Raw genomic sequence first — 12,802 nt, forward strand, 5'->3', positions numbered from 1 at the left:
AAAATGAATAAAAAGAAAATTTCTATTATTGGACTTGGATATGTTGGGCTTCCACTTGCTCATGCATTTAGCTTCAAATATCCAGTTGTAGGATTTGATATTTATGAAGAGAGAATAAAAGAGCTTTCAAGTGGATACGATAGAACTTTAGAGCTTTCAGAAGTTCAAGTAAAAGAAGCGATAAACAATAATATGAAATTTACTTCAAATTTAGAAGATATAAAAGATTGTAATATTTATATAGTTACTGTTCCAACTCCAATTGATAAATATAAAAAGCCAGATTTAACTCCTTTAATAAAAGCAAGTCAAAGCATTTCTAAAGTACTTAAAAAAGATGATATTGTGATTTATGAATCAACAGTCTATCCAGGAGCTACTGAAGAAGTTTGTGTGCCTGAACTTGAAAAAAGTGGTCTTAAATTTAATGAAGATTTCTTTTGTGGATATTCACCTGAAAGAATTAATCCAGGAGATAAAAAACATACTGTAACTAAAATACTAAAAGTAACAAGCGGAAGCACTTCTGAAATAGCAGATAAAGTTGATGATTTATATAAATCAATAATAACAGCAGGAACTTTCAAAGCAAGCTCTCTAAAAGTAGCAGAAGCGGCAAAAGTAATAGAAAACTCTCAAAGAGATATAAATATTGCATTTATAAATGAATTATCACTAATTTTTAATAGATTAAATATTGATACAAATGAAGTATTAGCAGCAGCAGGAACAAAATGGAACTTTTTACCATTTAAACCAGGGTTAGTTGGAGGACATTGTATAGGAGTAGATCCATATTATCTAACTTACAAAGCACAAGAGATAGGATATAATCCTGAAATAATATTAGCTGGTAGAAGATTGAATGATAATATGGGAATATATGTAGCTAATCAAGTTATAAAACTAATGATAAAAAAAGAGCATAAAATTGCAGGAAGTAAAATATTAGTATTAGGAATAACATTCAAAGAAAATTGTCCAGATATTAGAAACTCAAGAGTCATAGATGTTATAAAAGAACTTCAAGATTTTGGATGTAAGGTAGATGTTTATGACCCATGGGCTGATGCAAAAGAAGTAAAAAGAGAATATAACCTTGAATTAATTGATAATGAAGAATTGATAATGGATAATTATAATGGAATAGTTTTGGCTGTAGCTCATAATGAATTTAAGAAATTAAATTCTCAATTATCAAATATCAATTCTAAATTAAATAAAGTTGTTTATGATATTAAAAGTATTTTAAATAAAAAAAATGTGGATGGGAGATTATAGAAAATAATGTGTGGAATATTGGGGCAGGTATCAAAAGATAAAATTAATAAAAATAATTTTGAGCGAAATCTTTTGAAAATAAATCATAGAGGGCCAGATGATTATGGAATCTATTTTGAAGATAATATTGCTTTAGGTCAAACAAGATTATCTATAATTGATCTTTCAAAAGAAGGTCATCAGCCTATGTTTTCTAAGTATAGTAATTATATTATTATTTATAATGGTGAAGTATATAATTTTAAAGATATAAAAAATGATTTATTGCAAAAGGGATATAAATTTCATTCGGATACTGATACTGAAGTTATTTTAAATGGATTTATTGAATATAAAGAACAAATAGTTAATCGTTTAAATGGAATGTTTGCATTTTCTATTTATAATAAAAATACAAAAGAACTTTTTTTAGCAAGAGATAGAAGTGGGATTAAACCTTTATATTATTATCAAGATCAAAATGATTTTATATATTCATCAGAAATTAAGACATTAAAAGATTATTCTTCTATTATAAATTATGAAGCAAAAATATTATTTTTGCTTTTAGGATATGTGCCTGAACCTTATACAATTTATAATAATATTACTATGTTTCCAGCGGGTTATTATGGTTATTTTCATAATAATGAATTGAAAACTAATCAATATGATAAATATAGCTTTGAACCAAAGATAATTAAGCCATATGAAGAGATTGTTAAAGATGTAAGTAAGATATTTGATGACTCTATTAAGCGACATTTGATTTCAGATGCGCCTATTGGAACATTTTTGTCAGGTGGGCTTGATAGCTCAGTGATAACAGCTGTAGCTGCAAAATACAAAAAAAATTTGCAAACTTTATCTTTAGTTTTTGAAGATAAAAATTTAAGTGAAGAGTATTATCAAGACCTGGTAGTAAAAAAATATAAGACACAACATACTAAATATTTAATAAATGAAGAATTATTTTTAAATACAATTGATGAGTTTTTTAACTATATGGAACAACCAACTATAGATGGTTTGAATACATTTTTTGTATCAAAAGCAGCAAAAGAGAGTGGACTAACTACTGTACTTTCAGGAGTTGGAGGAGATGAAATATTTTATGGCTATCCATCTTTTAAAGATGGAAAAACATTAAAATTTTTATCTAAAATCCCATATGGTCTTATGAAAATATTTGAATATTCAAATAAATATAAAAAATTAGAATTATTACAAGCTGAAAAAGAATTATCCTATTATTTGCCTAAAAGAGCACTTTTTTCACCAGAAGAAATATCTAAAATACTTCAAATTGATAAATTAAAAGTTTATAATTTAATAGCTGAATTATGGAAAACATACAATTCATCTAGTATAAATCAAATAGAGGATAAGATATCTTTTTATGAACTAGATATGTATATGAAAAATCAACTTTTAAGAGATACTGATGTGTTTGGTATGGCTCATTCTTTAGAGATAAGAGTTCCTTTTTTAGATAAAGAATTAGTTGATTATGTTTTAAAAATAAAACCTAAAGAGAAGTTTGGTATCTATAACAAACAAATCTTATCAGATATATCAAAAAATATATTACCAAAAGAGATTTTTGATAGACCTAAAATGGGATTTGTACTTCCATTTGAAAATTGGTTTAGGAAAAATATTGATAGATTTGATGTTGATAGAGATATAAAAGAAAAATTTAAAAATAAACAAATAACATGGTCTAGGTTTTGGGCTATATTAATATTGGAGAAATTTAATGGAAAATTATAGAAATAAGATTTATAAATATTACTCAACTAATAGTGGTAGAAACTTAGCACCTAAAACAATAGAAGGTTTTAAATTAAGAGAGCCTTTTTTTGATAAAATAATTAAAAATTATTTTCCTAAAAATAAAGATATAAATATATTGGAAATTGGTTGCGGATATGGTTCGTTTGGTTATTTCATTCAAAATGCTGGGTATAAAAATTATGTAGGTATTGATGGTAGTGAAGAACAAGTAAATGAAGCAAAAAGACTAGGAATAAATATAATATTAGGTAATTTAGTTGAATATATACAACAGTTAGAAGATAACTCTTTAGATTTATTAATAGCTATAGATGTCATTGAACATTTTACAAAAGAAGAATTAAGTGATTTAATAGATGATATGAATAGAGTTATAAAAAAAGATGGTATGGTAATAACTCATCAACCAAATGGAGAGAGTCCTTTTGGGGATAGCATCAGATATGGAGATTTTACACATGAATTAGCTTTTACAAAAAGTTCTATTTCTCAAATATTTTTATCAAGTGGATTTAATTCTGTAGAGTCTTATGAAGACAAGCCTATAGGACATGGAATTAAAAGTAATATAAGATTAATATTATGGAATTATTTAGTTAAGCCATTATATAAATTTCTATTGATAGTAGAATCTGGGGGGGTAGACAAAGATATTGTCTTAACCAAAAACTTTTTAACTGTTATAAAGAAATAATAATATGAAAATTGCAATTATTACTGGTATAACAGGACAAGATGGAGCATATCTATCAAAATTATTGTTAGAAAAAGGTTATAAAGTTATTGGGTTACTAAGAGATAAAAATAGTATAAATTTTGATAAATTAAATTATTTAAATATTACAAAACGAATAAGTTTTGATAATTGTGATCTTACAAGTATGGGAGAGGTGATCAATGTGATTAATAAATATAATCCTAAAGAAATATATAATTTAGCTGCACAAAGTTCTGTAGGAATGTCTTTTTCTAATCCAATAGAAACTTTAAATTTCAATATATTATCAACAGCAAATATTTTAGAAGCTATAAGACTAATTGATAAATCTATAAAATTCTATCAAGCTTCAAGTAGTGAAATGTTTGGTAGTTATAATGCTTTACCATTTACAGAAAAATCTATTTTTCACCCTGTAAGTCCATATGGTATATCCAAAGCATCTGCTCATTGGATAACAGTAAATTATAGAGAGTCTTTTGGACTATTTACAACATCAGGAATACTTTTTAATCATGAGTCAGTTTTAAGAGACAATAGCTTTATAATTAAAAAGATAATAAGAACAGCATTTGATATTTTAAATAATAAAAAAGAGGTATTAGAAGTTGGAAATATAGATATTAAAAGAGATTTTGGATATGCTCCTAAATATGTAGAGGCTATGTATCTTATGATGCAATATGATAAGCCTGATGATTATATTATATCTTCAGGTATATCTTTAAGTATTCGTGAAATCATATATTATATTTTTGATAAATTAAATATTGATAAAAATAAAATTATTATTAATAAAGAGTTTTTTAGACCAAATGAAATAGAAGATATATATGGTGATTCCTCTAAGACTAAAGAAGTTCTTAATTGGAATTATGAAGTTTCATTTTTTGAAGTACTTGATATTTTAATAGAAGAGGAAAAAAAACTATATGAATAAAATATGTTATTTTAATTTGGCTACATATTCTCAAACTGGTGGTATAGAAAATTTTAATAAAACTTTTTTAAAAGCTTTAAACACTTTAACTAATGTTACCTCAATAAGTGTATATGATGAAAATAATAAAGATAATTTTGAAAATATAGAGTTTAAAAATTTTAATAAGAATAAGATAAAAGCTTCATTGTATCTCTTGAGAAATATTTATGAAATTGAAAAACTTATTGTTGCACATATAAATTTATTGCCAATAGTGATTATAGCAACAATACTAAATCCAAAAATAAAAATATATCTTTCAATTTATGGAATAGAAGTATGGAAAAAGTTACCTTTCTTATATAAAATATTTTTGTCTAAGATAAATATATTGTCAATTAGTACATACACTACAGATATGTTTACAATATATAATAATATAAGTAAAAAAAATATTTTTTATTTACCACCTGATACAAGTGATGAGATTAATAAAGATTTTACTAATGTATATAATAATAGTGAATTTAATATTTTATCAGTAACAAGACTTGATGCTAATGATAGCTATAAAGGTGTAGATAGTATGATAAAAACTATTCCATTGCTTATTGATAAAATTCCAAATATCAAATATACTATTATAGGAAAAGGTAATGATAAAGAAAGATTAGTTAATTTAACAAAAGAATTAAAAGTAGAAGAATATATTGAATTTAAAGGTTTTGTAGAATTTATAGAACCATATTATCAATATTGTGATATTTTTACATTACCTAGTAAGGGAGAAGGTTTTGGAATTGTTTATATAGAAGCCATGAAATATTGTAAGCCTTGTATTGCATGTGATGAAGGTGGACAGACTGATGTAGTATTGGATAATAAAACAGGGTATTTATGTAAATATGATGATATTAGTTGTTTAAATAGTTGTATAGTAGAATTATATAAAAATAAACAAAAAAGAGAGCAATTTGGATTAAATGGATTTAAGTATTTTAAAGAGAATTTTACTTTTGATAAGTTTAAAAGTAGATTAGAAAGTATTTTAAACAATAAAGGGAATATGTGATTATGAAAAATGATATACTAATAAATACTGAATTATTAAATGAATTATTATCAAATGAATTATATAGAAAAATTATAAATTCTAATACATTTAAAAGACTAAAAAATATAAGTTTTTTAGGTGCTATTGATTATCTTAGTAAAAATCATAAAAGATTTTACAGATACGAACACTCTATTTCTGTTGCAACTTTAGCATTATTATACTCTAAGTTAAAAAGATTAAATAAAAAAGAAACAGAAATTTTAGTTGTATCTGCACTTTTACATGATATAGGACATGCACCATTATCTCATAGTATAGAAAGTAATTTTAAAAAAATATACAATATTAATCATCATTCAAATGGAAATAATATCATCAAAGGTAATAGTAAATATAAAAATGAAATTAAAACTATATTAAATAGTTATGATATTAATGAAGCTTATATAATAGATATATTAGATGGAAAAATTGATAATGAAATGACATTTGCATTAACAAATCCAATAAATATAGATACAATTGATGGAATAAATCGATGTTATTTATCTAAAAACTACAATACTAAATATAAAAAGTTAGGATTTGTTTATAGCCCTATAAAAATAGTTAAAGCCATTGTAGATAAAAATGAACTTGTTTTAGATAGTTTTTGGGAATTAAAACATAGAATGTATAGGGAGTATATACATACCCCAATTAATTTATATGCCGATTTTTTTGCTAGTAGTCAAACAAAAGATAACTTGCTTACAAAAGATGACTTTAATATTGATGATAAAAAATTTAAAAAGAAGAATTTAGAATTATTTTCAGCTTTAGCTTCTATAAGAAAAAAACCAATTCAGCAAGAGATGAAATATAAACGAAGAGAATATAGGATAGATAAATATAGTTTAAAATCTTATGATGATTTAAATAAAAGATATTTATCTTCTAAAAATGAAGAACAAATTATATTATCACAAGTAGATAATAAATCGAGAGAGGTAAAATTATGGATATAAATAAGATAGAAGAAAGTTTAAAATTTTCTGGAAATATTTTAGAAAAAATAAAAAATGAATTAGATGATCAGCTAGATAATAAAAATATATGTGTAGTAACTACAGGTTCATATGCAAGAGGTGAAGCAAGTAAAGAGTCAGATATGGACTATTTTATTATAGTTAAAAATGGAGAGCATGATTTGACTTATGATGACAAACAAATCATTATAAAGACTGTCAATAAATATGTAGTAAAGGATAGTGGGGATAGTGGTACATTTGGAGATAATGCTATAGAAATTTTGGAAAACATATTAAAGAATATTGGTGGAAGTGATGACACAAATATAAAAATTACTAGAAGAATGTTATTTTTATTAGAAAGTAAGGTATTGTATAATAACATTATTTATGATGATGTTATGGATAAGTTATTAAATATATATGTAAAAAACATAAAAAAAGAACAAATCACTAGATTTCTTTTAAATGATATTATAAGATATTATAGAACTATTACAGTTGATTTTGAATTTAAGACAAGTGAAGTAGGAAAAAGTTGGGGACTTAGAAATATAAAGCTAACATATTCAAGAAAACTTATATATTTTACTGGAATATTATGTGTGGCAAAAACTATAAACTTGAAAAAAGAAGATAAAATAAAATTGCTAAAAGATTTATTTAATAAAACACCACTAAAAAGAATAGACCAACTTATTAGTAGTGAAGAATTGAAAAAAGAAATTTATGATTTGTACAATAGATTCTTACAAGAGATTTCAAATGAAAATACTAGAAAATCATTAAATTCAATTTTGACTATAAATGATGAAAGAACTGATGATTATAAAAAATTAAAAAAAAAGAGTAAAATTTTTTCTATGACTTTAATAAAAACAATAAATGAAACTTTTAACAAAAATCATAGAATACATGAGGCTATAATTTTATGATAACAAAACAAAACAAAACAAAATTTTATTATTTTGCGCCACATCCAGTACAGTATCATGTAGGTATTTATAGAGAATTAGCAAAATGTTACAACTTAGATTTTAAAGTGATATATGAAGATGATATAGGTTTGAAACCTACTTATGTAGAAGAGTTTAAAAAAGAAATAAAGTGGGATATTGACTTGACTAATAGATATAATCATGAATTTTTGAAAAACTATAGTTTAAATCCTGTGGGGGGATTTTTTTCTCGTGTAAATTTTACTATATTTAAAAAATTTTTAATAGATAAACCTGATTTTATTATGTTTGTGGGATATACAACTTTTAGTGATTGGCTTATATTAATACTTGCTAAAACAACTAAAACTAAAATAATATTTAGAGGTGAAGCAACTTTGAAAGGAACTGAAAATAATCCTACATTTAAACAAAAATTAAAATATATATTTTTAAAAAACTGGCTAAAAATGTGTGATGTAGTTATGTATAGTTGTAGTGGAAACAGAGATTATTGGAAATTTTATGGAGTAGAAGAATCAAAAATGTTACTAATACCATGTGCTGTTGATAATGATTTTTTTAGAAGTGAAAGAAAAAAGTATATTGGTAAAGAAAATGAGATAAAAAAAGAATTAAATATACCTAAAGATGATTTTGTAGTTTTATTTTCTGCCCGATTTACGACAAGAAAAAGACCTTTGGATTTACTTGAAGTATTAACAATAATAGATAATAAAAATATTACAGTACTATTTGTAGGAGATGGATTAGAGCGACAAAATATGGAAACATATGTAAGTGAAAATAATATAAAGGCCGTTTTTGTTGGCTTTATAAATCAATCTGAAATAGCAAAATATTATACTATAGCAGATTTAGATATAGTGATATCAGATTATGACCCATCTCCAAAAGCTATGAATGAAGCTATGAATTTCGAACTTCCTATTATAGTTACAGATATAGTTGGAACAGCATATGATTTAGTAAAAGATGGGGAAAATGGATATATTATAAAAGTAGGAGATATTGATACTTTAGCTAAAAAAATAGATTATTTAAATAAAAATAGAGATATAGCAAAACAGATGGGTCAAAAATCATTAGAAATTGTAAATGAGTGGACTTTTGAAAAAGATGCTTATTATATAAATAAAGCTATAGAAAAGGTTATGAAAAATGATTATAAATAAAGTATTTGAAACACCAAAAAATGAAAATTATTTTTTTGGTTATTATGATAAATCGTCATTAGATATAAGTAATAATAAATTACTAGCTTGTAAAAGTAAATTTATAGATAGAATGCCTGAATCAGAAGATATACTTGAGATAGGATATTTTGATTGGAAAAACTCTAATAAGTTTATAAAATTAACAGAAACAAAAGCCTGGAATTGGCAACAAGGTTGTATGCTTCAATGGTTTGGAAAAGATTATAATAAAAAGATAATTTATAATGATAGAATTGACAATAAATTTTTAACAGTTATTATGGATATTGATACAAAAGAGAGGAATATTTTACCTATGGCATATTATACTGCTAGTAGTGATGGTAATTTTGTGCTTTGTATTGATAACGAACGGCATTGTTTTTATAGAGGTGGATATAGTTACAAAGGAATAAAAAATCTTGATAAAAAAGTACCACTTTTAGAAGATGATGGTATATGGTATATAGATACTAAGAGTAAAGATATAAAACAAATTATTACATTAAAGAAAATGGCAAATTATAAACCATTATCAAATATGAAAGATGCTGTTCACTATGTAGAACATCTTATGATAAGTCCAGATAACAAAAGATTTATTTTTATGCATAGATGGCAAACAGCAGATGGTGGTGTATATTCTAGACTATATACTGTAAATGTAGATGGAAGTGAATTGTATTTACTGAATGATAGTGGTCGTATGAGTCATTATAGTTGGCGAAATGATACTCAAATAGTAGGATGGGGAGGATTATCTAATCCTATAAATAGTTTAAGAAAATATAAAAATATAGTGAAGTTTTTCATTAAACCACTTATGCCATTATACAAAAAGTTTTCAGGTGGAAATAGTGTAGATGGAAATACAAAACTAAGTGCTATGGTAAGTGGAGATAGCTATATAATATTTACTGATAAAACAAATAAAAAAGAGAGGTTAGCTTCGAATATACTTATAAAAGATGGTCATCCTAGTTTTTCTAAAATTGATAATAATTTAATGATAACAGATACTTATCCAAATCCAAATGATGAATTTAAAGAAGAATTAATATTATTTGATATAAATAAAAAAAATATAGTAGAAAAATTAAAATTAAATCATATTAAAGAATTTGCATCGAGTGGAGTACGATGTGATTTACATCCTAAATGGTCACATGATGGTAAATATATCTGTATAGATACATTAGATAAAGGTTATAGAAGTATATATGTATATCAAATTAAAAAATAAACTAAATAGTAGAATAGGAAGAAATTCAATATTTTCAATATTTGATCAACTATTAGGTATTGGTATGAATTTCTTACTTTCTATTTTATTTGCAAGATATTTAGGTGCTGAGGCTTTAGGTCAATATAGCTTAGGTTTAGCTATAGTTGGCATATTAGCTATTTTTTCAAACTTTGGTATTAGCACTATTATGAGTAGAGAGATAGCTAAATCTGCTAAAAAAACTAATCTATATTTAGGTAATGCTTTAGGGATAAAACTATTTATATCTTTTCCATTACTTATAATATTTACTTTATTTACTGTCTATATATTCAAATATAGTTATGACACTGCATATATTATCGTTCTTATTGCTATTTATAACACTTTTATATCAAGTATAACTTATATTGGAACTGCTTTAATATCACTTCATAGAAATGATATATTACTAAAAATAAATATTATAAATAAATTTATATCTTTAGTTGGAGCTTTTATACTTTTAAGTTATGGATATAAGCTTACAGAATTATTGTATTTTTTCATATTTATATCATTTATATCATTTGTTTTTGCTATTTCTCAACTTAAGATAATAGTACCAAATTTTAAAATAATATTTAATAAAAAATTTAATAAAACATATATATTATTATCTTTCCCACTTGTAATGGCTAGTGCTGCTGAGTTTATGAATCTTAAAATAGATACAGTTTTTATAGGTAGTATGATGGATGAAATATCTGTAGGGTATTATAGTGCTTCATACAACTTACTAATGGGGGCTACTCTTGTGCCACTTGCATTGACAAAAGTATATTTCCCAAATTTTATAGATTATTATAAAAATAACAAAACTAAGGCTTTTAATTTATTTGATAAATACAATTTTTATTTTATAATTTATTCTATAGTTATTGGAATAATATTTTATTTTTTATCATCGTATATTATTTTATTTATTTATGGTGAGAAGTTTAGTAGTTCTATTGAGGTTTTAAAATACCTTTCATTTGCTTTGATAGTATTGGTTTTAAATAGACTTTATAACTACACCCTTTTAGCTATGAAACAAAATAGTTATTATTTTAAGATTACACTTATAGGAATGTGTATTAATTTAATACTAAATTATATATTAATTTTAAAATATGGAATACTTGGTGCTGTTTTTGCTACTATTTTTACGGAAATGGTTGTGATGGTACTTGGGGTTTATAAGATAAAGGGGTTAAGAAATGCCAGCTAAATTTTTGAAGCAGTCTGATAAAATATATTTATTTTTATTTAAAATATTTATTGTTACATATGTATTTATTGATTTTATAAGAAGATTTGTAAATGGAAGTAAAGTATTATTAATGAGTTTAGATATAATAATCGTATTTACTATAATGTATTTTATTATGCACAATAGATTTAAAATTAAATATTTATATAATATACCTATATATTTAAGAATAATTTTATTTTTATTTTTTATAATAGTATTTTTAGAAATTTTTAATCCTTGGTATTTTGATTTAATAACATATATAGTTGGGTTTAGGAGTTATCTTTTAGCCATACCAATTATATTAATAGGCTATCATTTTTCAAAATATAAATTATTATTAAGTAAAAATATAATTAAATTTATTTTATTTTTTACCATAATAACATTATTGTATGCCATATTTCAATTGATAACTAATTATACAAAATTAGTAGGAACGGCTATGCAATTTATTGCACCAATGGAACATGGATTTCATTCAGATGGAAATACAGAAATTCAGCTTACATCATCTTTTTTTGCATCATCTAAAAGATATGGTCATTTTTTAATAATTATGTATTTACTATATACTGGAATTCAATTAACATTGAAAAAGAAAATTAACTTATTTGTAATACTACTATTTTTTGTTGCTTTAATTGTTTCTGGAGCAAGAGAGAGTTTTGTTTTATTTATATTTGTAAATTTTATATATATGATAAAAAACTTTAATATAAAACAATGGAGTATATTAATAGTGGCTACTATTGTATTTATTATATTAATTTTAGTTATTTCAGATAAGGAAATATTGATAAAATTAGAATTTATGCTAAGTACACCAGATGAATATTTACGAAGAATTCAACAATTTTTTCCATTTCTTTTTATAGATTTTAATAATCCAAATATGTTTTTTGGATTAGGTGTTGGAAAATATGGACAAGAGACATTATTAAGTCCAAATGTTATAAATGCATTAGGAACACTAGATTATGGAAGACCAGACTTGGTATTTTTTCATAGTTTAGCTTTTTTTGATAGTACTTATAGTTTTATAGATTCAGGATTATCTAAAGTTGATATGGAACTTGGTTTTTTAGGTGTTTGTATATATTTATTGTTTTTAATTTATATATTATATTTAGCTATAAAAAATATTATATATTCAAATGAAGATAAATTGAGATTAGGATTTGCAATATATATTATTTTATGGGTTATATATATGATGAAATCACATCCAGTTATAAGTGATATATTTATGTCTTATTTTTTATTTTTTTCTATTGGATATATATCTTTTAAAAATATAGTTAATTATAAAGAGATAAATTCTATTTCAAATATTATATAATGTTTTTTTAACTTTATATATACAAATAAAATCTTTTAAA

At 23.6% G+C, this 12,802-nt stretch carries 11 protein-coding genes; all 11 read left to right on the plus strand.

Going from position 1 to position 12,802, the window contains the following annotated elements; all coding sequences use genetic code 11:
* The first annotated feature begins 3 nt into the window (after positions 1-3).
* Genes tviB through ACZ5OA_RS01415 form a run of 11 tightly spaced genes read left to right on the plus strand, consistent with a single transcriptional unit; the run spans position 4 to position 12,762 of the window.
* Positions 4-1,281, plus strand: coding sequence for a Vi polysaccharide biosynthesis UDP-N-acetylglucosamine C-6 dehydrogenase TviB (gene tviB / locus ACZ5OA_RS01365; protein WP_464907735.1), 1,278 nt, complete (start codon positions 4-6; stop codon positions 1,279-1,281).
* Positions 1,282-1,287: 6 nt separating this feature from the next.
* Positions 1,288-3,033, plus strand: coding sequence for an asparagine synthase (glutamine-hydrolyzing) (gene asnB / locus ACZ5OA_RS01370; RefSeq protein ID WP_464907736.1), 1,746 nt, complete (start codon positions 1,288-1,290; stop codon positions 3,031-3,033).
* Entirely contained in the window at positions 3,020-3,751 is a 732-nt protein-coding gene (locus ACZ5OA_RS01375) for a class I SAM-dependent methyltransferase (RefSeq protein WP_464907737.1), read from the plus strand. Before asnB ends, ACZ5OA_RS01375 begins: the two co-directional genes overlap by 14 nt.
* Positions 3,752-3,755: 4 nt before the next feature.
* Positions 3,756-4,715 carry a GDP-mannose 4,6-dehydratase gene (locus ACZ5OA_RS01380; protein WP_464907738.1) on the plus strand — a complete coding sequence of 320 codons (960 nt, stop codon included), beginning with the start codon at positions 3,756-3,758 and terminating at the stop codon, positions 4,713-4,715.
* Entirely contained in the window at positions 4,708-5,769 is a 1,062-nt protein-coding gene (locus ACZ5OA_RS01385) for a glycosyltransferase family 4 protein (RefSeq protein ID WP_464907739.1), read from the plus strand. The genes ACZ5OA_RS01380 and ACZ5OA_RS01385 overlap by 8 nt, the downstream gene beginning before the upstream one ends.
* Positions 5,770-5,771: 2 nt before the next feature.
* Entirely contained in the window at positions 5,772-6,761 is a 990-nt protein-coding gene (locus tag ACZ5OA_RS01390) for an HD domain-containing protein (protein WP_464907740.1), read from the plus strand.
* The gene (locus ACZ5OA_RS01395) at positions 6,752-7,699 is read left to right on the plus strand and encodes a nucleotidyltransferase domain-containing protein (protein ID WP_464907741.1); all 948 of its coding nucleotides are present in this window, start codon (positions 6,752-6,754) and stop codon (positions 7,697-7,699) included. The genes ACZ5OA_RS01390 and ACZ5OA_RS01395 overlap by 10 nt, the downstream gene beginning before the upstream one ends.
* Complete coding sequence (locus ACZ5OA_RS01400) at positions 7,696-8,898, plus strand: glycosyltransferase family 4 protein (protein ID WP_464907742.1); 1,203 nt, start codon at positions 7,696-7,698, stop codon at positions 8,896-8,898. The genes ACZ5OA_RS01395 and ACZ5OA_RS01400 overlap by 4 nt, the downstream gene beginning before the upstream one ends.
* Positions 8,885-10,162, plus strand: a complete 1,278-nt coding sequence (locus ACZ5OA_RS01405) for a hypothetical protein (RefSeq protein ID WP_464907743.1) — start codon at positions 8,885-8,887, stop codon at positions 10,160-10,162. Before ACZ5OA_RS01400 ends, ACZ5OA_RS01405 begins: the two co-directional genes overlap by 14 nt.
* Positions 10,140-11,396 (plus strand): flippase, encoded by a 1,257-nt coding sequence (locus ACZ5OA_RS01410; RefSeq protein ID WP_464907744.1) that lies wholly within the window; start codon positions 10,140-10,142, stop codon positions 11,394-11,396. Before ACZ5OA_RS01405 ends, ACZ5OA_RS01410 begins: the two co-directional genes overlap by 23 nt.
* A complete protein-coding gene (locus ACZ5OA_RS01415) occupies positions 11,386-12,762 on the plus strand; it encodes a hypothetical protein (RefSeq protein ID WP_464907745.1) in 1,377 nt (458 codons plus the stop codon). The genes ACZ5OA_RS01410 and ACZ5OA_RS01415 overlap by 11 nt, the downstream gene beginning before the upstream one ends.
* The last annotated feature ends 40 nt before the right edge of the window (positions 12,763-12,802 follow it).

The sequence above is a fragment of the Thioreductor micantisoli genome (assembly GCF_055392745.1).